Origin of the sequence: Micromonospora kangleipakensis, assembly GCF_004217615.1 — a bacterium.
Lineage (GTDB): Bacteria > Actinomycetota > Actinomycetes > Mycobacteriales > Micromonosporaceae > Micromonospora > Micromonospora kangleipakensis.
Genome location: NZ_SHLD01000001.1, coordinates 5,650,275 through 5,674,651 on the forward strand (window position 1 = coordinate 5,650,275; position 24,377 = coordinate 5,674,651).

Genomic DNA, 24,377 nt, shown 5'->3' on the forward strand with positions numbered 1-24,377 from the left:
CCGCTTACCGTGGTTGATCAGGCGCAATGCCTGCACTGCTGTCGGGCAGGATCGTAGCTCGTGTCGCTACGCATGCTCTACCTCGTGTTCTGCCGCATCACCGAGTGGCTGACCCTGCTGCCGAGACCAGTGCGGCCAAGGACGTGGAGATCCTGGTCCTCCGCCACGAGAACGCAGTGCTACGCCGGGCCAACCCGAGGCCGCGTTTGGACTGGGCCGACCGGGCTAAGCTCAGCGCCCTGATCAGGCTTCTCCCCCGCGCTCTGAAGATGCACCGGCTCGTCACCCCCGCCACGGTCCTTGCCTGGCATCGCCGGCTGGTCGCCCGGCACTGGACCTACCCAAACCGGCCAGGGCGCCCATCGATCGACCCGGCCATCACCGCTCTGATTGAGCAGATGGCCCGGGATAATCCCGGCTGGGGCTACCAGCGCATCCAAGGTGAGCTGCTCGGCCTTGGCGACCGCGCCGGCGCGTCCACCATCCGGCGGATCCTCCGACGTTGCGGGGTACCGCCGGTGCCGCTGCGACGTGACCACACCACCTGGCGGTGGTTCCTGCCTGCTCAGGCCTCGACCCTGCTCGCCTGCGACTTCTTTCACGTGGACTGCGCGCTCACCCTCAAGCGCCTGTACGTGCTCTTCGTGCTCGAGGTCGGCAGCCGATACGTCCACATCCTCGGCGTCACCGCCAATCCGGACGGGCCCTGGACAGCGCAGCAAGCCCGCAATCTGCTCATCGACCTCGGCGAACGGGCCGCGCAGTTCAGATTCCTCATCCGCGACCGGGCCGGGCAGTTCACCGCCGCCTTCGACGCCGTGCTGGCCGACTCCGGCATCACCGTATGCAAGATCCCACCACGTAGCCCACGAGCCAACGCCTACGCCGAAAAGTTCGTCCTCACCGCCCGCAGCGAGGTCACCGACCGCATACTCATCTTCGGCGAACGACACCTACGCCAAACGCTCGGCGAGTACGCCCGCCACTACAACGGGCGACGGCCACATCGAGCCCTGGCGCTGCAGCCCCCACGATCCGACCGTCCCGCCGTCGACCTGACACACGAGCGGATCAAGCGCCGGCCCGTCCTCGCAGGGCTCATCAACGAGTACGAACGAGCAGCATAGAAGTCCAGCTCACCACCGGTGACAGCGTTTTGGAACCCCACAGGGCGATCAGGCGAACTGTGGCGCGCGAGACTCCTGGCGCGGCTCGAGCGAGATGTGCGCGGACAGCGCGCGGAGGAAGTCGGGCGCGTCGAAGATCTCGCCGGCGGAGGCGACGCCGCTCGTCCTCGTCTGACTGCCGAGAATGCGATGGACCGCTTCGACCGCCAGCGGTGCGCTGATGGCGTAGATGTCCTGGCCGCTGGCGACGACGCGTCGTTGCGTGTCGCCGGAGCGCACGATGACGTCGACGGTGAACGTCTGCGCGGACCGGCCCAGCTCGTCGACCGCAGTCGGTGCGGGTGAGTCTGGAGCGGCCAGGTCCTTGGCCGCGTCCGTGGTCATGTACGTGCGCACCTCGGGGATGGACAGGTGGCTGGGGACGGTGACGACGTCGGCCATCGTGAACTCGCCGAGGACGGTCCGGCGGCCCATCGGAGCGGGAAAGTCCCATTCCAGGGTCGGCAGGTCGCACTCGGCGACGTAATACTCCAGCCGGCCTCCGGTGTAGCGGACACGTTGGCCATCGCGCCGTTCCCGGGAGACGGTGCCGGAGGCGAGGGTCCCGGCCGTGGGGTGCCAACTGCTCAGTCCGTACGCGACGTGCGCCTCGTCGGCCGCCATCCAGTCGCCCATCGCCGTCGTGACCAGCAGATCGCCGAGTCCGCCGAAGAAGGCCATCGCCGGGACCACCGCGACGCCCGCGGTCTGAGCGCGGTCGGTGAAGTGCGTGAACGTGTCGAGGTTGGCCTCGATCTCGGCCGCCACATCCACGTACGGGATCCCGGTGCGCAGGGCGGCCTCGATCACGGGGGCCGCGGTCGAGGCGAACGGGCCGGCGCAGTTGATGACCGCGGCCGCGCCCTTCAATGCCTGGTCGAGCGAGGCCGGATCGTCGACCGACGCCACCCGGTATTCGAGCCCCGGATGCGACACCGCCAGCGCCTGGAGCTTGCCCGCCTCGCGACCGAGGAGAAGCGGGACGAACCCGCGATCGCGCAACTCCGTCACCACGAACCGCCCGGTGTGTCCGTACGCACCGAACACCGCCACGGTCTGACCAGAACCCATCTGCAGTTCCTCCGTGCTCCTCGAAAGATCGACTGAGGAGATCCTCTCAGCAGCGGCCGACCCGGAGCAGTGTCTGGAACGCCATGCCCCATACAATTTCGGACATGGCCACTATCGCGCTCGCCGCCACCGACGCGATGCTGCACTTCGAGCTCGCCATGGCCTGCGAGGTCTTCGTCCGCGACCCCTCCGGCCTGGCAGACCCGTGGTACGACCTCGTGGTCTGCGGCCCGGGCCCGGTCCGGATCGGCAGATTCCGGATGGAACCTGACGACGGGTTGGACCGACTCGCCCGCGCCGACACCGTGATCATCCCTGCCGTGGAAGACATCGACGCGGACGTGCCACCCGACCTGCTTGACGCCGTCCGCGCGGCCCACGAGGCGGGCGCTCGGATGGTCTCGCTGTGCACCGGTGCGTTTGTGCTGGCCGCCGCCGGGGTGCTGGACGGGCTGCGCGCGACCACGCACTGGGCCCACACCGAGGCGCTAGCCGCCCGCTATCCCCGGGTGAAGGTCGACCCGGACGTGCTCTACGTCGACAACGGCAACGTGCTCGCCTCCGCTGGCAAAGCCGCCGCGATCGACCTGTGCCTGCACCTGATCCGCCGCGACCACGGCTCGACGGTCGCCAACGCCGTCGCCCGCCGCCTGGTCGTGCCCCCGCATCGCGCCGGCGGCCAGGCCCAGTTCGTCACCACCCCGGTGCCCGCCCGCGACGACCATCCCCTTGCCAACCTGCTCCCGTGGGCGATGGAACGGCTGAACCGTCCGCTGACCGTGGAGGACCTGGCTCGCCAGGCGAATATGAGCTCGCGCAACCTGGCCCGCCACTTCAGGTCGGTAACAGGCACCACCCCGCTGCAGTGGCTGGCAACGCAGCGGATCCGCCGGGCCCAGGAGTTGCTGGAGAACACGGACAACAGCATCGACGCCATCGCCCAGGCGGCTGGTATGGGAACCGCCACGACGCTGCGCCGACACTTCCACCGCACCGTAGGTGTACCTCCGGACGCCTACCGTCGCACCTTCCGCAGCGCCTGACCCTCGGCGTCGGCCTGAAACTACGCGCCAGAAACACAAACGGTGCACGCCATCATCGATCTTGGCGCCCACAGTGGGGATTCGGTTGATGTCCGAGGACTGACGTCGACCACGAATCCATGATCGCCATTTGTGGCCAACTACAACTGGCGCCCGGCTAACTGTGATGCCCGGCCCAGATGACCGAATCCCATGGTGGGCGAGCCCCGGTCGATCGCTGCTGGATCGACCGGGGCTTGTCGGTTGGAGCCGGGTCAGGCGAGGTCGAACCGGTCGAGTTCCATGACCTTGGTCCAGGCTGCGACGAAGTCGGCCACGAACTTGTCGCGGGCATCCTGGCTGGCGTAGACCTCCGCGAGGGCCCGCAGCTGGGAGTTGGAGCCGAAGATGAGGTCGACCGCGGTGGCGGTCCACTTCACCTCATCGGTGGCCAGGTCCCGGATCGCGTAGACGTGCTCGTCGGACTCCGACGCCTTCCACCGGGTGCCCGGGGAGAGCAGGTTGGTGAAGAAGTCGTTGGTGAGCACACCGGGCCGATCGGTGAGGACGCCGTGCTGCGCGCCGCCGGAGTTGGCCCCGAGGGAGCGCAGGCCGCCGACGAGGACGGTCATCTCGGGCGCGGTCAGGTTCAGCATGTAGGCACGGTCGACGAGCAGCACCTCCGGCTGGGTCTTCTCGCCGGGACGCAGGTAGTTGCGAAATCCGTCGGCGCGCGGCTCGAGGACCCGGAACGACTCGACGTCGGTCTGCTCCTGAGTGGCGTCGGTGCGGCCGGGGCGGAACGGCACGGTCACCTCGATGCCGGCGTCGCGCGCCGCCTTCTCGACGGCGGCCGAGCCAGCCAGCACGATCAGGTCGGCGAGCGAGATCTTCGCGCCGCCGGCATCGTTGAACTCCCGCTGGATGCCCTCGAGGGTGTCCAGGACCGTCGCGAGCTGCTCGGGCTGGTTGACCTCCCAGCTGCGCTGCGGTTCGAGACGGATCCGCGCGCCGTTGGCGCCGCCACGCTTGTCGGTGTGCCGGAAGCTCGCGGCGGAGGCCCAGGCGGTGGAGACCAGCTGGGCGGTCGTGAGGCCGGACTCCAGGACCTTCGCCTTGAGGGCGGCAACGTCGGCGTCACCCACGAGTCCATCGTTGACGGCCGGCACCGGGTCCTGCCACAACTGGGGCTCGGCGACCCACGGTCCCAGGAAGCGGCTGACCGGACCCATGTCGCGGTGCAGCAGCTTGTACCAGGCCTTGGCGAACGCCAGCGCGAACTCGTCGGGGTTCTCCAGGAATCGGCGCGAGATCTTCTCGTACGCCGGGTCGACGCGCAGCGACAGGTCGGTCGTGAGCATCGTCGGCTTGTGCTTCTTCGACGGGTCGTGGGCGTCCGGGATGATCGCCTCGGCATCCTTGGCGACCCACTGCTTCGCGCCGCCGGGGCTCGTGGTGAGCTCCCACTCGTTGCCGAAGAGGATCTCGAAGAAACGGTTGCTCCACTGCGTCGGCCGGTCGGTCCACGTCACCTCGAGGCCGCTGGTGATCGTGTCACCGCCCTTGCCGCTGCCGTAGGTGCTCAGCCAGCCCAGGCCCTGCGCCTCCAGCGGGGCCCCCTCGGGCTCGGGGCCCACGTGGTCGTCGGCAACGCCCGCGCCGTGGGTCTTGCCGAAGGTGTGGCCACCGGCGATGAGGGCGACGGTCTCCTCGTCGTTCATCGCCATCCGGGCAAAGGTCTCGCGGATGAAGTGCGCCGCCGCAGCCGGGTCCGCGTTGCCGCGGGGGCCCTCCGGGTTGACGTAGATGAGACCCATCTCGGTCGCCCCGACGCCGGCCGCCATCTCCTTCTCGGAGGCGTAGCGCTCGTCGCCGAGCCAGGTGTCCTCCGGACCCCAGAAGATCTCCTCGGGCTCCCACACGTCCTCCCGACCGAAGCCGAAGCCGAAGGTCTTGAACCCCATCGACTCCAGGGCGACGTTGCCGGCGAGCACGAGCAGGTCGGCCCACGAGATCTTCTGGCCGTACTTCTGCTTGACCGGCCACAGCAGCCGGCGGGCCTTGTCGAGGTTGGCGTTGTCCGGCCAGCTGTTGAGCGGCGCGAAACGCTGACCCCCGTCGCCGGCCCCGCCGCGACCGTCCTCGATGCGGTAGGTGCCGGCGGCGTGCCAGCTCATCCGGATCATCAGACCGCCGTAGTGGCCGAAGTCGGCCGGCCACCAGTCCTGCGAGGTGGTGAGGACCTCGGTGATGTCCTGCTTGAGGGCCTCGACGTCGAGTTTCTCAAACTCCTTGGCGTAGCTGAACCCTTCCGCCAGCGGGTTGCCCTTCGACGAGTGGGCGTGCAACACCGAGAGGTCGAGCTGGTTGGGCCACCAGTCCCGGTTGGTGCGCGGACGACCGCCGGTCTTCGGGGTCGGCGAGTCGATCGCCGGGTTCTCGCTCTCGCTGCCGTGCGCGGTCACGGAGTCGTGCGCGACCGGGCAGCCGGCCGCCGCCTTCTGGTCCACGCCCTGCGCACTGGAGGGACCATTGTCCTGGGTGTCGCTCATCTGCTTCCTTCCGAACTGGCGGGTCACTGGGGCGTGCGATCGGTCGCGCAGTCGGGGCAGGTGCCCCAGTAGACGACCTCCGCCTCGTCGACCGCGAAACCGTGGTCGTCGGAGGCGGTGAGACAGGGAGAGTGGCCGACGGCGCAGTCGACGTCGGCGATCGCGCCGCAGGAGCGGCACACGACATGGTGGTGGTTGTCCGCGACCCGGGACTCGTAGCGGGCGGTCGCACCGGCAGGCTGGATGCGCCGCACCAGACCGGCGTCGGTGAGCGCACGCAGTACGTCGTACACCGTTTGGTGGGAGACCGTGGGATGATCCGCCCGTACCAGGGCGATCACCGTGTCGGTGTCGACGTGCGGGTGGTCGCGCAGCGCTGCGAGCACCGCCAACCGGGGCCGGGTCACGCGCAACGAGACCGCCCGCAGCTGCGTCTCGAAGTCGGGCGTCATGTGATGAACATAGTCCACTCTTTTGGAATGAATCTAGTTTTGCTTCGACCTCGACCCGCACACCTTCGACGCAGACCCGGTCGCCCAGCTGGTCGAGCAGACCCGGGCGGCTGGGTCGCAGCTGGCCGGCGATGGCGGACTGCTGCAGCAGCTCACAAAGCGGATCCTGGAATCGGCGCTCGAGGGTGAGATCACCGACCACCCGGGCCATGACAAGGGCGACCCGGCAGGAAAGAAGAGCGGGAACTCCCGCAACGACGTGCGGGCCAAGACGACGCTGACGGATGCCGGCCCGGTGGAGATCGCCGTTCCAACCCGGCCGCCAGCCGGCATCTCGGACAGCAGCGGAAGGTGCGCCGGGACGGCCTTCACCAAACCGAAGCCCCCACCCCATGAGCGCACCAGCGAGGCCAGGCCATCCACGCCTGCGCGGAGCCGACCCCGACCAGAAGACGGAGGCCTACCCGCGCCCTTGGCCTGAAACTCATCTATACGCCAGAAACAGAAACGATGCGCGCCATGATTGATCTTGGCGCGCACCGTTGGACTTCAGTTTGTGTCCGAGGGCGAGTTGAACCCCAACTACATGATCAGGATGGCTGCTGACCTGCAATTATGCTGACGGTTGGAGTAGGCATCCTGAGACAACCCGAACCCAAAATCCAATGACCATTGGACCATGGCGGCGTGGTGTTCGGTATGGCGCTCTGACAGAAGCCGGCCCGGGGGGCTACCAGCCTTCGCTGACAACTGCGTCGAGCGGCTGTCGGTGATGCAAGGCTACCTGTTCGCGCCGGCCCTCCCCGCCGAGCAGCCCCCGAGCTTGGTCGCCGAGGCGCGGCCGCCGCGATGTCGGACGTCACCGGCTTGAGCCGGGCCGAGGGTCGACTGCCCGTGTGTACGCGGGCTGCGCGAACACGCCCTCCACACGACGCCGCTGAGCCGTCGGCGACCGTGCCCGCGCCCGAGTCTGTCCTCGTCACAGCGTTTCCAGGAGAGGGCCGAATCCGCCCGGGCGGGAATAAGGGCAGGTGTGGGAGAGTTGATTTCCTGCAGGTCGTGATTTTGCGTGTTTCAGTAGTTGATCTTTTGACATCCGCGGATCAGGTAGCGCGGGTGGTTTTCGTCTTCCTCTTGGGGCGGATGTGGCCGCCGGGGCAAACGGCTCGGATAGCCGCAGGGTGCGGCTCCCACTCCCAAGGAGGAGACATATGGCACAGGGCACCGTGAAGTGGTTCAACGACGACAAGGGCTTCGGCTTCATCTCCGTCGACGACGGCAGCGCCGACGTCTTCGTCCACTTCTCTGAGATCCAGTCGAACGGCTTCCGCAGCCTCACCGAGAGCCAGCGGGTCGAGTTCGACATCGTGCAGGGCCAAAAGGGCCCGCAGGCAGCGGCCGTACGCGTCCTCTGAGCAATCGTGATCATGGCCGGGAACCCGTCGGGCTCCCGGCCATGTCGCTAACGGGCCAGCACAAACCCCCCCACCACCGAATCTCAGACAGGAGTCGCATGGGCGCGACCAGTCCACCGGCGGTCGTCGATCGCCTCGATGTCCCCCGCACCGTGAACGAACCCAAGCCGCTGCTCGCCGCGCCGCAGACCAGAGCAGGTGCGGTCGCAATCTGGATCTTCGTGGTCACCCCGTTCATCGCTCTCCTCGCCGCCATGCCGGTCGCGTGGGGCTGGGGGCTGTCCGGCGTCGACCTGACCTTGGCGATCACCACCTATCTGATCAGCGGGTTCGGTATCGCGGCCGGATATCACCGCCACCTGACCCACGGGTCGTTCAAGGCGCGGCGCGGACTGCGCATCGCGCTGGCCGTGGCCGGATCGCTCGCCGTCGAGGGTTCGCCGACCCAGTGGGTCGCCAACCACCGCCGCCATCACGCCTTCTCCGACCGCGAAGGCGACCCCCACTCGCCTTGGCGCTACGGCACCAGCGTCACCGCGGTGCTCAAGGGCCTGTTCCACGCCCACATCGGCTGGATGTTCCGGCGAGAGCTGAGCAACCGGTCCCGCTTCGCCCCGGATCTGCTCGCCGACCGCGACATCCGCGTGGTCGACCGCCTCTTCGGGCCGCTGGTCGCGGTGTCCCTGCTCACGCCCGCACTGATCGGCGGCCTCGTCACCGGCACCTGGGCGGGCGCGCTGAGCGCCTTCTTCTGGGCCGGGCTGGTCCGCATGGCCGTGCTGCACCACGTCACCTGGTCGGTGAACTCCATCTGCCACGTCGTGGGCGACCGGCCCTTCGCCAGCAAGGACCGGGCCACGAACTTCTGGCCTCTGGCGATCCTCTCCTTCGGCGAGAGCTGGCACAACTCCCATCACGCCGATCCCACAGGAGCCCGCCACGGCGTCCTGCGCGGCCAGCTCGACCCCGCCGCCCGGCTCATCTGGATCTTCGAGAAGCTCCGGCTGGCCGGCGACGTGCGTTGGCCGGTGCCCGAACGGCTCGACGCGAAGCGCGCGCGGTAGGGCTGCGCTCTTCCTCGGTGGCCGGATGTCCGCACTGGTGCAGTTCGCGCCGGAACGGATCCATGAGCTCGGCGAAGTCTTCATTTGCTGCGACGTCCAGAGATGGTAGACGTCTGGTTAGCACGTCCTCGCCCCACCACGTCGACATGAGCCGCGTGCACATTCAAAGCCGGGCTGATACGGGCGTGTCGGTGGTGTGGGTCGGGGCGCGATGGGGCTGGCGGAGGAGTGGGAGGGCGAGGAGCAGGCCGATGGCGGCGATGACGACGCACGCGGTGAAGCCGGCTCGGTAGCCATCGGTGAGAGCGGACAGTGGTTCGGACCCGACCGCGTAGGACACGGCGACGGTCGTGGTGATCGCGACGCCAAGGGCACCGCCGATCTGGAATGCGGCGGTGTTGATCCCGGAGGCGAGACCAGACTCCTGCTCGGCGACGCCGGTGAGCGCGGCGATCCAGGCGGCGACGAAACACGCTCCCAGTCCTGGCCCGAAGATGAGCAGGCCGGCGAGGATGTCGCCGACGTAGCTGCCGTTGACCGATACCTGGCTCAGCAGCAGGCGGCCGACCCCGAGCAGAACCATGCCGGCGGCGGCGACCGGGCGTAGACCGGTTCTGGTGACAACGGCCTGCCCGACGACGGAGCCGACGACGGCCATCGCGGTCATGCGTGCGGTGCCGAGTCCGAACAGCAGCGGCGAGTAGCCCAGCACCTGCTGGGCGTAGAGGGAGAGGACCAGCGACATGCCAAACGCGAGCATGCCGAGCACGAACATGACGAGGTTGCCGCCCACGAGCACCCGCGAGCCGAAGATGCGAAGCGGCACCAGCGCCGCGGCTGAACGTTTCTCGATGCGGACAAAGAGCGCCAGAAGCGCGGCCGAGCCGGCCAGCAGGCCGATCGTCTGCCCGCTTATCCAGCCGGCGTCGGGTGCCTCGGCCACGGCGTAGACCAGCAGCACCAGCCCGGCGGTGATCGTCACCGCACCGGCCGGATCGAAGCGCCGACGCCCGGGCTCGCGGCTCTCGCCGAGCAGGACCGGGCTGAACACCAACAGCCCCACCGCGACCGGAACGTTGATGAAGAAGATCCACTCCCAGCCCGGCCCGTCGGCGAGCGGACCACCGATCAACAGCGCAGCCGTGGCGCCTGTCCCACCAACCCCCGACCAGATGCCCAGCGCCTTGTTGCGCTCGGCGCCTTCGGCAAACGTGCTCATCAGGCGGCGCCATGATCGCCGCCGATACGCCTTGCACGACGCGGGCCGCCACCAGCACCCAACCGGACCAGGCGAATCCGCACATCAAGGAGGCGAACAGGAACAGCGCCGTGCCGACCATGAACACCCGCCGCCGCCCCAGCAGATCCGCCGTGCGACCACCGAGCATGAGCAGTTCGCGCCGGAGGTGATCGTCGTCGCGGTCCGCTGGTATCTGCCGTCAGGCGGGGACCTCGCTTGGTTGCTGGGCCGCCTCGGCGGGCTCCACGTCGGCGATCTTGCCCAGCCGTCCGGGCCACCACATGCGCCGTCCGATGTCGAGGTTCAGCGCGGTGACCAGGACCGCCCGGACGATGATCGTGTCGAGCAGGACGCCGAACGCCACCGCGAAGCCGATCTCGGCGAAGGCGGTCAGCGGGAGGGTGGCCAGCACCGCGAAGGTGCCGGCGAGGACGAGACCCGCGGACGTGATCACGCCACCGGTCGCGGCGAGGCCAATGAGTGCGGCGCGCCGGGTGCCGTACCTCGCGGTTTCCTCGCGTACCCGGGTCATCAGGAAGATGTTGTAGTCGATGCCCAGTGCGACGAGGAACACGAACACGAACAGTGGCAACGACGTGTCGGCGCCGCCGAAGCCGAAAATGTGCCGGAAGACCAGCGCGCTCGCGCCCAGGGCGGCACCGAACGACAGCACCACCGTCGCTACCAGCACCAACGGCGCGACGATGGCTCGCAGCAGCAGCGCCAGGATAACGAGGACCACGACGAGCACGATCGGGATGATGAGGTTGCGGTCGTACCGGGCCGCCCGCTGCAGGTCGAGGTTGATCGCGGTGTTGCCGCCGACCTGAGCGTCCGCGCCGGGCACGGCGTGCACGCGGTCGCGTACCCGGTCGACCGTGTCGTAGGCCGCCGGGCTGTCGGCCGCGGCGTTGAGGGTGCCCACGACATAGGCGAGGCCACCCTTGGCGACGGGTTCGCTGACCGACGCCGGGTCGATGCCCTCAGTCGACGCGAGCGCCGCCTTCACCGCTGCGCCCTGCTCCGCCTTGCTGATTACGACGACCGGGTTGCCCGCACCGGCCGGAAAGTGTCCGGCAAGCACTTCCTCGCCCACGATCGAGTCCGGGTTGCCGCGGAAGGTCTCCTGGTTGGTCAGCCCGGTCGCGTCGAGCTGGACGAGGCCGATCGCCATTACGGCCAGTGCCAGGCTGGTGGCGACCCAGGTGAGCCGGGGGCGGGTGGCGATCCGCTTGCCGATCTTGGCCCACAACCCGGTAATGGTGGGCTCTGCGGAACCGAACCGGGGCCGCGCCGGCCAGAAGATCCAGCGGCCCACCGTCACAAGCAGGGCCGGGAGCAGGGTCAGCATGACCGCGAGCCCCACCAGGACGCCGATCGCGGCGACCGGGCCGAGGCCCTTGGTGGAGTTGGTCTCAGCGAAGAGCAGGCATAGCATGCCGATCACGACGGTGCCGGCGCTCGCGATGATCGCCGGGCCGGCGCGGTGCAGCGCCACTGCCATGGCCTCATGCCGGTCTGAGTGGCGCCGCAGCTCCTCGCGGTACCGCGCCACGAGCAGCAGCGCGTAGTCCGTGCCCGCGCCGAACACGAGCACGGTCAGGATGCCCGCACTCTGCGCGTTGACGGTGAGGCCGGCGTTCTTCGCCAGCAGGTAGATGACCGCCTGGGCGGTGGTCAGCGCGACGCCGGCCGAGACGACGGGCAGCAGCCACAGCCCGGGACTGCGGTAGGTGAACAACAGGATCACCACGACCACACCGATCGTGGCGAACAGCAGCCTGCCGTCGATGCCAGCGAAGGCCTCGCTGGAGTCCGCCGCGCTGCCAGCGGGCCCCGTGACGTGCACCGACAGCCCGCTGGCACCGGCCTTCGCGACGTCCTTCATCGAGGTGACAATGTCGCCCGCCTTGTCCCACCCCTCAGGGCCGAGGTTGAGCGGGACGATGATCTGCGCCGCCTGACCGTCACCGGACAAGATCGGGCCGCCGACCTGGCCGTCGACTTCGGCCAGCTGGCCGAACCTGTGCGCATCGGACGCGACCTTCACCCGGTCGGCCTCGGTCAGTCCAGAGGCCCGCTGGTAGACGACAACGGCCGGGATCGTGTCGGGCGACGCGAACGCCGCCTGCCGGTCGAGCACCTGGGTCGACTCCGCGCTACCCGGCAGCCAGGACTTCGCCTCGTTGTCCTCGACGCTGGTGAGCTTGCCGGCAAGCGGCCCGGCCAGCGCGACGAGAGCCAGCCAGAACACGATGATGAGGTACTTCGTCTTGCGTCCTGTGATCAAGCTCGCGACCGACCTGGCCATGATCCCCCCGTTTTGGACGTCCAAGCCTCAATGGACCACGTTATGTTCCCGCCTACCCAAGCGTCCCGACATCGGCAGTACGCACCGACACCACTGCCCGAAACCCCTAGGGGTCGACATCGACCTGGGTGAGCGCACCGAGGCGACCCGCCAGTCGGCCCGGTTCTCCGCCGGCATCACCAAGGTGCGGCGGACACTGCGCGGCCGCGACGGAAAGGACCCCGTACCCGATCAGGCGGCCGGCGATGACGATGTGAGCTCGTCCTCACCGCGGAGCGCTGAATGGCGGCGACGGTGGATCCACTGGTCACCGCGGACCCGGCGGCCCCGGTCGCGGCCCGGCGCCGCAGCCGTGGCGCGCGCCGTCGTACCGCCCCTCGTGGTCGGCGTCGGCGGCCTGGTGCTGTGGGAGCTGACCGTGACGCCTGGCCGGGTGGCTCCGTTCATCCTGCCCGCGCCGTCGGCGATCTGGGAGCAGTTCTGGCTCAGCCGCAACGTCATCTGGCAGACGGGGCTCGCCAGGGATCGCTGCGGGAACCTTCCGGCTCACGGTCTGCAAGCCGGGCTCGGGCGAGGCACCATCGGTCGCCTTCCACTACCCCTTCGTGGAGACCCCGGACGCGTGGGTGCCGGTCGGCCGGTCCGATCCGGACGGCGCCCAGAACAGCCAGGGCGATGACCTGAACATCGCCATGCGCCGGGCCGTGGTCAACGCGCTCGACTTCCTCGAACACGACCTGGGCATGGACCGGGCGGTGGCCTACGCGTACTGTCGGCGGCCGCCAACTTCGAGGTGTCGCAGGTGGTTGACCGGACCGTCGGCGCGCACGGGGCGATCCCGAAGGCGCACTTCTCCGACTGAGTCCCGCCCTCGGCCGCAGCGACCAGTGTTGACCGCGGCTGTCACAACTCCGGCTCGTCCTCGCCCGTGCCTGACAGCTGGTTGGTTCGGACCAGGTAGCGAATTGCTGCGGCGCTCAGCACGTAGCCGCCCAACCATGAACCTGCGGCGACGGCGAGGAGATCAAAGAAACCAGCATGGGTCAGGCAGCCAAGGCACCATGCCACCACGGAGACTACTGCCGGTGGCCAGGTGAGCCACTTCAGTGGGACGTCACGAACGGTCATGGTCACACGTCCGTTCGGGTCAGCAGCCGCCCGCGCGGTGGCCCCTCCGGCGTGACCGGGTGCCCGCTCAGCCAGGTGCCGCGGACCACGCCGGTCAGCGTCCGGCCGGCGTACGGCGTCACCGGGTGCCGGTGGCGCAGCTGCGCCGGCTCGACGGTGAAGCTGGCATCTGGGTCGAAGGCGACGAGGTGGGCGTCGGCACCGACCTCGATGCGGCCGCTGCCGGTCAGGCCGACAATCTCGGCGGGGCGCTGGGCCATCCACCGCACCAGTTCGGCCAGGTCGTGGCCGCGCCGGCGGGCCTCGGTCCACATCACCGGCAGGCCCAGCTGCAGCGACGCGATGCCGCCCCAGGCCGCAGCGAAGTCGCCGACGTCGGGCCGCTTGAGCTGCGGGGTGCAGGGCGAATGATCGGAGACGACACAGTCGATGGCCCCGCTGACCAGCCCCGCCCAGAGGGCGTCCCGGTTGTGCCGCCCCCGGATCGGCGGGCAGCACTTGAACTGCGTGGCTCCGTCCGGTATTTCCTCGGCGGTCAAGGTCAGATAGTGCGGGCAGGTCTCCGCGGTCACCCGGACTCCGTCCCGGCGGGCCTGGGCGATCAGCGGCAGTGTCTCGGCGGCGGAGAGGTGCAGGATGTGGACCCGGGCGCCGGTCGCGCGGGCGGCGTCGAGCACGTCGGCGACCGCGCGTTGCTCGGCGGTTGCGGGACGGGAGGCCAGGAAGTCGGCGTATCGGGCGGAACTCGGCGCGGAAGTGATCTCGGCTGGCTCCTCGGCGTGGATGAGGAACGTCGTGTCGACTGCCGCGAGGGCCTTCCGCAGGTCGGCCGGATCGAGCGGGGGAAACTCCGGCACCCCCGAGTCGATCAGGAACGCCTTGAAGCCGAACACCCCGGCCGCGTGCAGGTCCGCCAGGTCGGCGAGATTGTCCGGCACCGCGCCGCCCCAGAATCCGACGTCGACGTGGCACTGGCCCGCCGCGGCCCGCCGCTTTACCCGTAGCGCCTCCACGCTGACGGTCGGGGGCAGCGAGTTGAGCGGCATGTCGACGATGGTGGTGACTCCGCCGGCCAGGGCGGCCTGTGTGGCGCTGCTGAAGCCCTCCCATTCGGTGCGTCCGGGTTCGTTGACGTGCACGTGGGTGTCGACCAGGCCGGGCAGCAGGGCCATGGCGCCGAGGTCCTGGCCGTCGACCGCGTGGTAGTCGTGGATCGCCGCGATCCGCCCGTCGCGCACGCAGATCGCGGCGGCCCGTTCGCCCGCCGGCGTGACCACTCGCCGCGACCGCAGCACCAGGTCAAAGCTCACGGCACCTCCCGCTCCGCGCGACGGACACCGGCCTCGTCGGGATTGGGCGCAGCGGCGAGGAGTGCTGCGGTGAGATGTTCGGGACGCACCGGCACCCGGGACAGTGACAGCCCGGTGGCGGCCCGGATCGCGGCGACCACCGCCGGGGTGGACGATATGGTCGGCGGCTCCCCGACACCCCGCAGGCCGTACGGCGCGTGCGGGTCGGCCAGTTCCAGCACCTCGACCGACATCGGCGGCACGTCGAGGATCGTCGGGATCAGGTAGTCCGTGAAGGACGGGTTGCGGATCAGCCCGTCCACAACCTGGAGTTCCTCCATGAGCGCCAGCCCGAGCCCCTGTGCTGTGCCGCCGTGGATCTGCCCGAGAACGGCCTGCGGATTGATCGCCTTCCCGACGTCCTGGGCGGTGGCGACCTCGACCACCCGCACCAGGCCCAGTTCGGTGTCCACGTCCACGGTGGCCCGGTGCGCGGCGAAGGCGTACTGGACGTGCGCGTCGCCCTGTCCGGTCTGCGGATCGAGCGGATGGGTGGGGCGGTGCCGCCACTGCACGGTTTCCTCGATCGGCTCGTCGCCGAGCACCTCGGCCAGATCCGCGACGACGACGCCGGGCACGTCGATGATCTTGCCGCCAGCCAGCCGCAACCCGCCCTCCGACCGGGAGCCCTCCCCCACCCGAGCCAGCACCCGGTCGCGTACGGCCCGGCAGGCGGCCCGCACGGCACCCCCGGTCATGTACGTCTGCCTCGACGCCGACGACGACCCGGCGCTGCCGACAGTGGTGTCCGCAGCGGCGACCGTGACGCGCTCGACGCCCAGTTCGGTGCGCGCGATCTGCGCCTGCACGGTCACCACACCCTGGCCGACCTCGGCGGCGGCGGTGTGCACGAGCACCACCGGCTCGCCGGCGGCCACCTCCAGCCGCACCCGCGCGGTGGAGTAGTCGTCGAACCCCTCGGAGAAGCAGACATTCTTGATGCCGATCGCGTACCCGACTCCGCGCACCACCGACTCGCCGTGGGTGGTGTTGGCGACCCCGCCGGGCCACTCTCGTTGATCGCCGCTCGCCGCCGGCGGGGCCGGCCGGTCGCGGACGAGTTCCAGCAGGCGCGCGACCGGGGCCGGCCCGTCGACCACCTGCCCGGTGGGCATGACCGAGCCGGTGGTCATCGCGTTGCGCCGGCGGATCTCGACGGGATCGAGCCCGAGCGCGGCGGCTAGCTTGTCCATCTGCGACTCGTAGCCGAAGCAGGCCTGGACCGCGCCGAAGCCGCGCATAGCGCCGCACGGCGGGTTGTTGGTGCGCACCCCGTAGGCGTCCATCACCACGTTGGGCGCCTCGTACGGGCCCAGGCCCAACGTGGCCGCGTTGGCCACGACGGCGGGGCTGGTGGAGGCGTAGGCCCCGCCGTCGAGCACGATGCGCGCCTTGACGTAGACCAGCCGGCCGTCGCGGGTGGCGCCGTGCTCGTAGCGCATCGTCGCCGGATGCCGGTGCACGTGGCCGAAGAAGGATTCCTCGCGCCCGTACACCATCTTGACCGGCCGCCCGGTGCGCAGCGCCAGCAGACAGGCGTGGACCTGCATCGACAGGTCCTCCCGGCCGCCGAACGCGCCGCCGACGCCGGCGAGGTGCAGCCGCACCTTGTCGACCGGCAGGCCGAGACACGCGGCCACCTGTCTCTGGTCGACATGCAGCCATTGGGTGGCGATGTGGAGGTCCACGCCGCCGTCGTCGGCCGGCACGGCGAGCCCGGACTCCGGTCCGAGGAACGCCTGGTCCTGCATGCCGACCTGGTATTCGCCCGTGACCACCACGTCGGCGCCGGCGTGCGGGTCACCGCGGCGTACCGGCACGTGGCGGAACAGGTTTCCGGCGGCGAGGGCCGCGTCGGCGTCGGTAACCGGGGTGAGCACCTCGTAGTCCACGGCGATCCGAGCGGCCGCGCGGCGGGCGGTCTCCGGATGGTCGGCCGCGATGATGGCGACCGGTTCGCCCTGGTAACACACCTCGTCGACGGCCAGCACCGGTTGGTCGGGGACCTCCAGGCCGTAGTGCGTGGCGCCCGGCACGTCCGCGGCGGTGAGCGCCGCGTGCACCCCGGGCAGCGCCAGCGCTGCGCTCAGGTCGATGTCCCTGATACGGGCCCGGGGGTGCGGGCTGCGCAGCGTCGCCCCCCACAGCATGTCGTCGGTCCAGAGGTCCGAGGAGAAGGCGAACTGTCCTTTGACTTTCAGCGTCCCGTCCGGTCGTACCGGCCTGTCCCCGACGCCACCGGTCACCGCGCCGCCGCTGGTCCTCGTCTCCGACACCGTCACCGTTGCGCCCTCCGCATCAGGGTGCGCTGCGCCCGGCGGGCCCGCCGCACCAGCTCTCGCTCGTCGACCGTGCGCAGCTCACCCCGCTCCACCACGGGCCGGCCACCGACGAGGAGCAGCTGCAGCGCAGCGGGCGGGCCGAGCACGAGCGCGGCGACCGGATCGTCCATGCCGACGTGGCCGAGCCCGTCGAGGCGCCAGAGGGCGACGTCGGCGAGCTTGCCGATCTCGAGCGAGCCGAGTTCGTCGGCGCGTCCCAGGCAGCGGGCGCCGCCGACGGTAGCCAGGGCGAGTGCCTCGCGGGCGGTGAGCGCGGCTGGGCCGCCGCGCAGCCGGGCCGCGTAGAGCGCCTGACGCAGCTCGGCGCCGAGGTGGTTGGCCTCCTGTGACGCCGGGCCGTCCACGCCGAGCCCGACCGGGGCGCCGGCGTCGAGCAGGTCGCGGACCGGCGCTATGCCCGCGCCGAGCCGCGCGTTGGAGCTGGGGCAGTGCGCGACACCGGTGCCGGTGGCGGCGAGCCGGGACACCGCGGCGTCGTCGAGGTGTACGGCGTGCGCCAGCCAGACGTCGTCGCCGAGCCAGCCCAGGCGCTCGGCGTACTCGGCCGGCGTGCAGCCGTGGACCCGCTGACAGTACTCCTCCTCCTCGACCGTCTCGGCGAGATGGGTGTGCAGCCGTACGCCCTTGCGGCGGGCCAGCTCCGCGGCCTCGGTCATGAGTTTGGCGGTGACCGAGAACGGTGAGCAGGGTGCGACGGCCACCCGGACCATGGCCCCGTCGGCGGGGTCGTGGAAGCGGTCGATCGCCTCCTCGGTGCCCGCCAGCGCGACGTCGAGGTCCTCGACGACATGGTCGGGAGGCAGGCCGCCCTGGGACTGGCCGAGGTCCATCGAGCCGCGGCACGGGTGGAACCGGAGCCCGACCTCGCGGGCCGCCTCGACCTGGGCGGCCATCAGGTCCCCGCTTCCGGCGGGGTGGACGTAGTGGTGGTCGGTGCTGGTGGTGCAGCCGGACAACGCCAGCCAGCCGAGGCCGGCGCCGGTGGTCGCGGCGACCAGGTCCGCGTCCAGCCCGGCCCAGATCGGGTAGAGCTCGGTGAGCCAGCCGAAGAGGTTCTCCTGCTGGGCCAGGCCACGGGTGGCCCACTGATAGAGGTGGTGATGCGTGTTGACCAGGCCCGGGGTGGCGAGGCAGCCGGTGCCGTCCACCCGCCGCGCCGAATCGTCGTAGTGTCCGGCGTAGCCTGGACCGACCGCCACGATCCGCCCGTCGTCGATCACCACGTGCCCGTCGGCGTATTCGGTGCGGTCGGCGTCGACCGTGGCGATCGCGCAACCCTCGATGATGATCATCTCGGCCCGCCCGGCGCGGGAACCGGCATGGCGCCCGGCGCCGAGGGCGGCGCCGCGGCGGCCAGGCGTACGGCTTCCATGATCTTTTCGTAGCCCGTGCACCGGCACAGGTTGCCGGCGAGCGCCTCGCGGATGTCGGGATCGGCCGGGGCCGGCACGCGGGCCAGCAGGTCGTGCACCGCGACGATCAGGCCCGGCGTGCAGAATCCGCACTGGACGGCTCCGGCCTCGAGAAAGGCGCGCTGCACCCGGTCCAGCGTCCCGTCCGGGCCGGACAGCCCCTCCACGGCCACCACCTCGCGTCCCTGCGCCTGGCCGGACGCCACCAGGCAGGCGCAGACCGGAAGACCATCGAGGTAGACCGTGCACGAGCCGCATTCCCCCTGCTCGCAGGCGTTCTTCGCGCCCGGCAGGCCGAGCCGCTCGCGCAGCAGATAGAGCAGACTCTCCCCCGGCCACACGCCGTCGGCCTCCCGCTGTTCGCCGTTGATCCGGCAACTCACCCTCACGGGCCCTCCCTCCGGTACTCCTCCCACGCCCACACGAGGGTGCGGCGGGCCAACACGGACAGCGCGTGCCGGCGGTAGGCGGCGCTGCCGCGTACGTCGTCGATCGGGGCGGCGGCCGCGACCACCAGTTCGCCGAAGCGGCGGATGAGAGGGTCGGGCAGTCCCGCTCCCGTCTGCCATGGCAACTCGCCGGCGAGAAACCGCTCGGCGTCGACAGCGCGCAGCGGAGTCGGGCCGGCCGAACCGATCCCAGTGCCGACCTCGCCGGTAGCCGGACGCAGCGCGAGCGCGAACGAACACACCGCGATAACCATGGCGTTGCGGGTGCCGATCTTCGCGAACTGGTGCCGCCCCCGCTCCATCGGCAGCAGGAACGCCGCGATCAACTCGTCCGGTGCCCGTACGCTGCGCTTCGGCCCGGTGAAGAACTCGGCCACCGGCAGCCGGCGGACGCCGCGCACCGAGGCAAGCTCCACCAGCCCGCCGGCCGCCAGCAGTGGCGGAAGGGCGTCGCCCGCGGGCGACGCCGAGCCCAGGTTCCCGCCGACCGTGCCCCGGTTGCGGATCTGCGGCGACCCCACGGTCCGGGCAGCCATCGCCAGCCCCGGCATCCGGTCGCCGAGCTCCGCGATGATCCGCCGGTAGGTCACCCCGGCACCGACCCGGAGCAGACCACCGTCGGTGCCCCACTCGACCAACTCCCCGATCCGAGTCAGATCCAGCAGGGCGGGCGGCCGACGGCGATCGAAGTTCAGCTCGACCATCACGTCGGTGCCGCCGGCGATCGGCACCGCCTCGGGGTACGCGGCCTTCGCGGCGAGCGCCTCGGCCCAGCTCGTGGGCGACAGGAAATCCATCACGACGACCCCGGCTCCGCACGCTGGACCGTGCCCTCGATCAGCCCGTACGGCCGGTCCGTGGCGACGAACACCTCACCCGGGTTGTCCAGCCCGAAGGGCGCGAGGTCCACGAGCAGGTGGTGCTTGTTGGGCAGCGACAGGCGCACCTCGGCGATCTCCGGACGCTCCTCGAGCACCCGGCGTCCCATCGCGTACAGGGTCTGCTGCAGCGACAGGCTGTACGTCTCGACGAACGCCGCGACCAGCGCCGCCCGCACCCCGGCGTACGACCCGGCCCAGTCGCCCTCGACGCCGGCGTGTCGCCAGCGGGCGTTCACCTCGGTGGCGAGGATCCGGTCCTTCGCCTCCGGCAGCGTGGTGTACGGGTCCTTCACGTACCCGGTGAACTCCGAGTCGGTCGAATTGAGCACCACCAGTCCGGTCACGCCGGACTCCACCACCGTCGCCGACTCGGTGACGGTGACCGTGGCGGTACGCGTCGCGCCGCCGGCCCGCTGGAAGGAGTGCGGACCGAGCCGCTGCCAGGCGTACTCGGACAGGTCGACCCGGGCCCGGCTGATCGCGGCCTGCGAGGAGACGAAATGCCGGGCGAGCAGCAGCCCGAAGTCCTCGATCTGGTCGACCCCGTGCTGCCGGGCGAAGGCGTAGACCGTGTTCTTCTGCGAGTCGGTCGGCAGGACCTGACTGTTGTCACCGGTCAGGTGGGTGGCGGCGAGGTCACCGGCGAGCACCACCGTGACGGTGAGGTCCCGCAGCTCGTGCCGCGGGCCGCCGCGTTCCACCCGCACCAGTCGCGTCTCGGCCTTGCCGTACTGGTTGGCTCCGAGCACGATCGTCATGCTCAACTCCCCAAATAGGTGGTGTAGCCGTAGTTGCTCAGCAGCAGCGGCACGTGGTGGTGCCTGTCCGGGTCGCGGACCTGGAAGGCGACCGTGATCTCCGGGAAGAACGCAGCGAAGCCGACGTAGGCCTCGACGAAGAACACCAGCCGGTAGCCGCCGGCCCGCCACTCACCCGCCGGTACCCAGTCCCGCAAACGCCCGTCGCCATCCGTGCGCGCCTCGGCCACCGGTGTCCAGCCTCCGCCGTCGCGCCGGTCAAGTCGCACCCGGACGTCCCTGGCGGGTTCTCCGCGCCCGGTGTCGAGGACGTGGGTGGAGATCCCGGCGAATCGGCGTGTCATGTTCAGCAGCCCCTCGAGCCGAAGCAGGGCGATCTTGCGCAGTTCCTCCCGCACCACACGGCGCTCGGCCTCGTCGTCGTTCGCGAGCCGCTCCCGGGCCGCGGCGAGCAGTTCACTCTGGCTGCGCCCGCTGGCGCAGATCAGGAAAAGGTGCCCGAAGCGCTGCTCGTACTCCCGGTTCGCCTCGGCGAGCGCGGCCCGCGTTGCGGCGTCGGCGCCGGCGACGCCGGCCTGCTCGCGACGCGACCACACCGACTCGCGATCCGAGCCGGTGGGACGCTCGCCGATGCGCGGATGGGCCGCGAGCGCCTGGGCCACCTCGGTCCAGGTCAGCCGCCGCAGCCCGGCGTCGGCCGCCGCCAGCAGTGCGTCGAGATCCGGGTACGGCCGCGCGGCGACCACCCCCCGCGCCCAGCCCGGCACCGCGCAGCAGGCGAGTACGTCCCGCTCGGCGTCGGCCGCCGGGCGGGCGTTGAAGCTGGCGACGGCCTCGCTGACTGCGTTGATGGTGAGCACCTCTCCCCCAGTTGTGGAGAAGTACAGCAATCGGCTGGCGCGCGATGAAGCGACGAGAGGACCGAATCCGAAACATGTCCGCCGTACGTTCTTCGTAGGTTTCTCCAAATGAGCGTCGTGACCAGCGACGAAAGGGGGCGTCGGCGATGCTGCTGCGTGAGGCACTGGACCGGCCGCGGCTGCGGCTGACGCTGCTCGTCGGGGCCGACGAGCTGGAGCGCCCGGTCAGCCGGGTCTATGTGACCGACCTGCCCGATCCGCGGCGCTACCTGTCGGGCGGGGAGCTGGTGCTGACCGGGTTGATGTGGCGGCGGGAGCCGGCCGACTCGGAGGCGTTCGTCGCGGCGTGCGCCGCGGCCGAGGTGGCCGCGATCGGCGCGGGCGACGCCGCGTTCGGCTCGGTCCCCGAGGACCTGGTGGAGGCGTGCCGGCGGCACCACATGCCGCTGTTCGAGGTGCCGGTCGAGATCTCGTTCCGTGAGGTCATCGACGAGGTCACCCCGTCGCTGTGGGCGCGTCGGTTCACCGGGCTGGCCACCGTACTGGGCCGCCACCGCGGCCTGGTCGCGGCGATAGCCGCCGGCGCTCGGCTGGCCGACCTGCTCCAGCCGGTCGCTGCCGACCTGGGGGTGGACTGCTGGGTGCTGGCGCCGACCGGGCGGCTCGTCGCGGCTACCGCGGCGCTGCCGGCGGGAGCGCCCGCCGACTTGGCGACGGCGTTCCTCGCGGCCGGGCGGCTGCCGGCACGGGTGACAGTGGACGGCCGCCGGCTGGAGATGGTCGGCGTGCCCGGTCGACCCGCGCACCGGCTCGCCTCCTGGCTGCTCGCCTACGCCGCCCGCGACCGCACCCACGCGTCCGCGGGAACCCGCGATCGCACCGCCCCGCCCTCGGGGGCCCGCGATCGCACCGCCCCGCCGGCCCTGCCCGACGCCGCCGCCGAGCTGACCAGCCTGATCGCGATGGAACGCGCACAGGTCGACGAGGCGGCCCGGATCGAGCGACGCCTCGCCGACCAGCTGGGGGCGGCGCTCGCCGGCCGGGGTGGACCAGCCGACGTGCGGGGCCGGCTGCTGGCCTGCGGGCTGGCGCCGGACGCCACGTTCCTGGCCGTGGCCACCAGCCTCACCGGGCTGAGCACGCCATCGGAACTGGCGGTGGCGGTCTGCGACGAGATCGTCCGACCGGCCGGGGAGCCCGCGGCGGTGACCGGCGACGCCATACCCGACGCGGTGCTCGCCGTGCTGGCCGTCGCGCCCGAGCGGGCGGCCGCTGTCCTCGACACGATCCGCACCTCGGTGGCCGTGCTGTCCTGCGGGCTCGGCACCGGCCGGCTCGCCGTCGGGGTCAGCGCGCCGGTCACCGGCGCGGAGGCACTGACCGGCGCGGTCGCGGAGGCCCGGCACGCGCTGCGTACCGCGCTCGCCCGCCCCGATCGGGCCACCGTGGTCTGCGCCGGTGAGCTGGCCTCCCATCTGCTGCTGCTGGCCGGGGTGCCCGCCGACACGCGGCGGGCGTTCCGGGACCGGCTGCTCAGCCCGCTGATCGAGTACGACCGGGCGCACCATGCCGACCTGCTCCAGACGTTGGACGCGTTCCTGGCCTCCGCGGGATCGTGGAGCCGGTGCGCCGCCCTGCTGCATGTACACGTCAACACGCTGCGCTACCGGATCGGCCGCATCGAGCAGCTCACCGGTCGCGACCTGTCCCGCTTCGAGGACCGGGTCGACTTCTTCCTCGCCCTGCGTCTGCCGTCGAACGGTGACCTGCCGTTCGGACGGTGAGACCTCAGCGGTGGATCCGGCCCTCGATTTCGGACAGTCGCCCGCCGCTGCCGCCCCAGCGGGTGGCGACGATCTCCGCGGCGATACTGATCGCGGTTTCCTCCGGGGTGCGGGCGCCCAGGTCGAGCCCGATCGGCGAGGAGAGCCGAGCCAGCGCGGCCTCGGGCACCCCGGCCTCGCGCAGCCGGGCCAACCGGTCGGCGTGGGTGCGCCGGGAGCCCATCGCGCCGACGTACGCGAGCGGCAGGTCGAGGGCCACCTGCAGGACGGGCACGTCGAACTTGGGGTCGTGGGTGAGCACGCAGACCACGGTCCGGTCGTCGATCTGCCCGGCGCGCGCCTGGGCGGCCAGGTAGCGGTGCGGCCAGTCGACCACCACCTCGTCGGCGTCGGGAAACCGTTGCCGTGTGGCGAAGACGCCGCGTGCGTCGCAGACGGTGACCCGGTAACCGAGGAAGGCGCCGACCCGCGCGACCGCGGCGGCGAAGTCGATGGCCCCGAAGACGATCATCCGGGCGGGCGGGGCGTAGGCGTTGAGCAGGAGGGTCAGCCCAATACCGCGCCGCTGCCCATCCGGGCCGTAGTGCAACAGACCGGTGCTTCCGGCGGCGAGCAGCCCGCGCCCGTCGTCGGCGGCCGCGTCGTCGAGCCGGTCGGAGCCGAGCGAGCCGCGCCGCGCGTCGGGCCAGACCACCAGGTGTCGACCGATCCGTTCCGGTGGCCCGTCGACGCAGGTGAGCACGCCGACCGGCGCCCGCCCGGCGATCGCGGCGGCGACGTCAGCCAGCTCCGGAAATGTGCTCCGGTCGACCCGTTCCACGAAGATGTCGATGGTGCCGCCGCAGGTCAGGCCCACGGCGAAGGCGTCGCCGTCGCTCACCCCGTAGCGCTGCGTCCGCGGCACTCCGGAGGCCATCACCTCGCGGCACAGTTCGTAGACGGCCGCCTCGACACAACCGCCCGAGACACTGCCCACGACCGTGTCGTCCGGGGCGACCAGCATCGTCGCGCCGGGCGGGCGCGGGGCACTGTGCCAGGTGGCGATGACCGTCGCGAGGCCGACCGGCTCACCGGCCTGCCACCACCGCAGCAGATCGTCGAGCACGTCACGCATGCGACCT

19 protein-coding genes and 1 pseudogene are annotated in these 24,377 nt (G+C 70.9%); 6 read left to right on the forward strand and 14 right to left on the reverse strand.

The genetic code is table 11. The features are described from left to right. Positions 1-104 precede the first annotated feature (104 nt). Positions 105-1,127: an integrase core domain-containing protein gene (locus EV384_RS26970; RefSeq protein WP_242624313.1), complete on the forward strand. Its 1,023-nt coding sequence runs from the start codon at positions 105-107 to the stop codon at positions 1,125-1,127. Between the two features lie 48 nt (positions 1,128-1,175). Here the strand turns inward: EV384_RS26970 and EV384_RS26975 are convergent, their stop codons facing one another. After that, a complete protein-coding gene (locus tag EV384_RS26975; RefSeq protein WP_130337628.1) occupies positions 1,176-2,237 on the reverse strand; it encodes a saccharopine dehydrogenase family protein in 1,062 nt (353 codons plus the stop codon). A gap of 104 nt (positions 2,238-2,341) precedes the next feature. On the opposite strand from EV384_RS26975, the gene EV384_RS26980 reads away from it, so the two are divergent. Further along, positions 2,342-3,280 (forward strand): helix-turn-helix domain-containing protein, encoded by a 939-nt coding sequence (locus EV384_RS26980; protein ID WP_130337630.1) that lies wholly within the window; start codon positions 2,342-2,344, stop codon positions 3,278-3,280. A gap of 254 nt (positions 3,281-3,534) precedes the next feature. Here the strand turns inward: EV384_RS26980 and katG are convergent, their stop codons facing one another. Together katG and EV384_RS26990 are read right to left on the reverse strand one after the other, a co-directional pair. After that, positions 3,535-5,811 carry a catalase/peroxidase HPI gene (gene katG / locus EV384_RS26985; protein ID WP_130337632.1) on the reverse strand — a complete coding sequence of 759 codons (2,277 nt, stop codon included), beginning with the start codon at positions 5,809-5,811 and terminating at the stop codon, positions 3,535-3,537. A 23-nt stretch (positions 5,812-5,834) separates the two neighbouring features. Beyond that, positions 5,835-6,263, reverse strand: coding sequence for a Fur family transcriptional regulator (locus EV384_RS26990; RefSeq protein WP_130337634.1), 429 nt, complete (start codon positions 6,261-6,263; stop codon positions 5,835-5,837). Between the two features lie 88 nt (positions 6,264-6,351). Here EV384_RS26990 and EV384_RS37410 point away from each other — a divergent pair. The 3 genes and pseudogenes from EV384_RS37410 to EV384_RS27005 form a co-directional block, all read left to right on the forward strand. Beyond that, positions 6,352-6,576: pseudogene (locus tag EV384_RS37410) on the forward strand (transposase); the annotation flags it as partial. A gap of 898 nt (positions 6,577-7,474) precedes the next feature. Beyond that, the gene (locus tag EV384_RS27000; RefSeq protein ID WP_130337636.1) at positions 7,475-7,678 is read left to right on the forward strand and encodes a cold-shock protein; all 204 of its coding nucleotides are present in this window, start codon (positions 7,475-7,477) and stop codon (positions 7,676-7,678) included. 152 nt (positions 7,679-7,830) lie between these two features. Then, a complete protein-coding gene (locus EV384_RS27005) occupies positions 7,831-8,742 on the forward strand; it encodes an acyl-CoA desaturase (protein WP_242624314.1) in 912 nt (303 codons plus the stop codon). 163 nt (positions 8,743-8,905) lie between these two features. Here EV384_RS27005 and EV384_RS27010 read toward each other — a convergent pair whose 3' ends face one another. From EV384_RS27010 to uraD, 10 genes are all read right to left on the reverse strand, one after another. Then, a complete protein-coding gene (locus tag EV384_RS27010; RefSeq protein ID WP_207232474.1) occupies positions 8,906-9,961 on the reverse strand; it encodes an MFS transporter in 1,056 nt (351 codons plus the stop codon). Positions 9,962-10,181: 220 nt separating this feature from the next. After that, a complete protein-coding gene (locus tag EV384_RS27015; RefSeq protein ID WP_130337640.1) occupies positions 10,182-12,293 on the reverse strand; it encodes an MMPL family transporter in 2,112 nt (703 codons plus the stop codon). A gap of 903 nt (positions 12,294-13,196) precedes the next feature. Next, entirely contained in the window at positions 13,197-13,421 is a 225-nt protein-coding gene (locus EV384_RS27030) for a hypothetical protein (RefSeq protein WP_130337642.1), read from the reverse strand. Between the two features lie 2 nt (positions 13,422-13,423). After that, positions 13,424-14,731 carry an allantoinase AllB gene (gene allB / locus EV384_RS27035; protein WP_130337644.1) on the reverse strand — a complete coding sequence of 436 codons (1,308 nt, stop codon included), beginning with the start codon at positions 14,729-14,731 and terminating at the stop codon, positions 13,424-13,426. Continuing rightward, positions 14,728-17,046, reverse strand: coding sequence for a xanthine dehydrogenase subunit D (gene pucD / locus EV384_RS27040; protein WP_130337646.1), 2,319 nt, complete (start codon positions 17,044-17,046; stop codon positions 14,728-14,730). The genes allB and pucD overlap by 4 nt, the downstream gene beginning before the upstream one ends. Before the next feature lie 2 nt (positions 17,047-17,048). Continuing rightward, positions 17,049-18,404, reverse strand: coding sequence for an 8-oxoguanine deaminase (locus EV384_RS27045; protein WP_130337648.1), 1,356 nt, complete (start codon positions 18,402-18,404; stop codon positions 17,049-17,051). Further along, positions 18,401-18,913 carry a (2Fe-2S)-binding protein gene (locus tag EV384_RS27050; protein WP_130337650.1) on the reverse strand — a complete coding sequence of 171 codons (513 nt, stop codon included), beginning with the start codon at positions 18,911-18,913 and terminating at the stop codon, positions 18,401-18,403. The genes EV384_RS27045 and EV384_RS27050 overlap by 4 nt, the downstream gene beginning before the upstream one ends. Further along, positions 18,910-19,770: an FAD binding domain-containing protein gene (locus EV384_RS27055; RefSeq protein ID WP_130337652.1), complete on the reverse strand. Its 861-nt coding sequence runs from the start codon at positions 19,768-19,770 to the stop codon at positions 18,910-18,912. Before EV384_RS27055 ends, EV384_RS27050 begins: the two co-directional genes overlap by 4 nt. Continuing rightward, on the reverse strand, positions 19,770-20,612 hold the full coding sequence (gene pucL / locus EV384_RS27060) for a factor-independent urate hydroxylase (protein ID WP_130337654.1): 843 nt from the start codon (positions 20,610-20,612) through the stop codon (positions 19,770-19,772). The genes EV384_RS27055 and pucL overlap by 1 nt, the downstream gene beginning before the upstream one ends. 2 nt (positions 20,613-20,614) lie before the next feature. Next, positions 20,615-21,472 carry a 2-oxo-4-hydroxy-4-carboxy-5-ureidoimidazoline decarboxylase gene (gene uraD, locus EV384_RS36475; RefSeq protein ID WP_242624315.1) on the reverse strand — a complete coding sequence of 286 codons (858 nt, stop codon included), beginning with the start codon at positions 21,470-21,472 and terminating at the stop codon, positions 20,615-20,617. A gap of 146 nt (positions 21,473-21,618) precedes the next feature. Between uraD and EV384_RS27070 the strand changes: the two genes are divergently transcribed. Beyond that, entirely contained in the window at positions 21,619-23,256 is a 1,638-nt protein-coding gene (locus EV384_RS27070) for a PucR family transcriptional regulator (RefSeq protein ID WP_130337656.1), read from the forward strand. A gap of 4 nt (positions 23,257-23,260) precedes the next feature. On the opposite strand, the gene EV384_RS27075 is transcribed toward EV384_RS27070, so the two are convergent. Further along, entirely contained in the window at positions 23,261-24,370 is a 1,110-nt protein-coding gene (locus EV384_RS27075; protein WP_130337658.1) for an XdhC family protein, read from the reverse strand. Positions 24,371-24,377: the final 7 nt, after the last annotated feature.

Bases quoted from the DNA above. Each gene is read 5' to 3' on its own strand.
- pucL (WP_130337654.1), bottom strand. From the start codon at position 20,612: ATGACGATCGTGCTCGGAGCCAACCAGTACGGCAAGGCCGAGACGCGA.
- EV384_RS27015 (WP_130337640.1), bottom strand. From the start codon at position 12,293: ATGGCCAGGTCGGTCGCGAGCTTGATCACAGGACGCAAGACGAAGTAC.
- katG (WP_130337632.1), bottom strand. From the start codon at position 5,811: ATGAGCGACACCCAGGACAATGGTCCCTCCAGTGCGCAGGGCGTGGAC.
- EV384_RS26990 (WP_130337634.1), bottom strand. From the start codon at position 6,263: ATGACGCCCGACTTCGAGACGCAGCTGCGGGCGGTCTCGTTGCGCGTG.
- EV384_RS26980 (WP_130337630.1), top strand. From the start codon at position 2,342: ATGGCCACTATCGCGCTCGCCGCCACCGACGCGATGCTGCACTTCGAG.
- EV384_RS27045 (WP_130337648.1), bottom strand. From the start codon at position 18,404: ATGATCATCATCGAGGGTTGCGCGATCGCCACGGTCGACGCCGACCGC.
- EV384_RS27070 (WP_130337656.1), top strand. From the start codon at position 21,619: ATGCTGCTGCGTGAGGCACTGGACCGGCCGCGGCTGCGGCTGACGCTG.
- EV384_RS27000 (WP_130337636.1), top strand. From the start codon at position 7,475: ATGGCACAGGGCACCGTGAAGTGGTTCAACGACGACAAGGGCTTCGGC.
- EV384_RS27010 (WP_207232474.1), bottom strand. From the start codon at position 9,961: ATGAGCACGTTTGCCGAAGGCGCCGAGCGCAACAAGGCGCTGGGCATC.
- EV384_RS26975 (WP_130337628.1), bottom strand. From the start codon at position 2,237: ATGGGTTCTGGTCAGACCGTGGCGGTGTTCGGTGCGTACGGACACACC.
- EV384_RS27075 (WP_130337658.1), bottom strand. From the start codon at position 24,370: ATGCGTGACGTGCTCGACGATCTGCTGCGGTGGTGGCAGGCCGGTGAG.
- EV384_RS27055 (WP_130337652.1), bottom strand. From the start codon at position 19,770: ATGGATTTCCTGTCGCCCACGAGCTGGGCCGAGGCGCTCGCCGCGAAG.
- EV384_RS27030 (WP_130337642.1), bottom strand. From the start codon at position 13,421: ATGACCGTTCGTGACGTCCCACTGAAGTGGCTCACCTGGCCACCGGCA.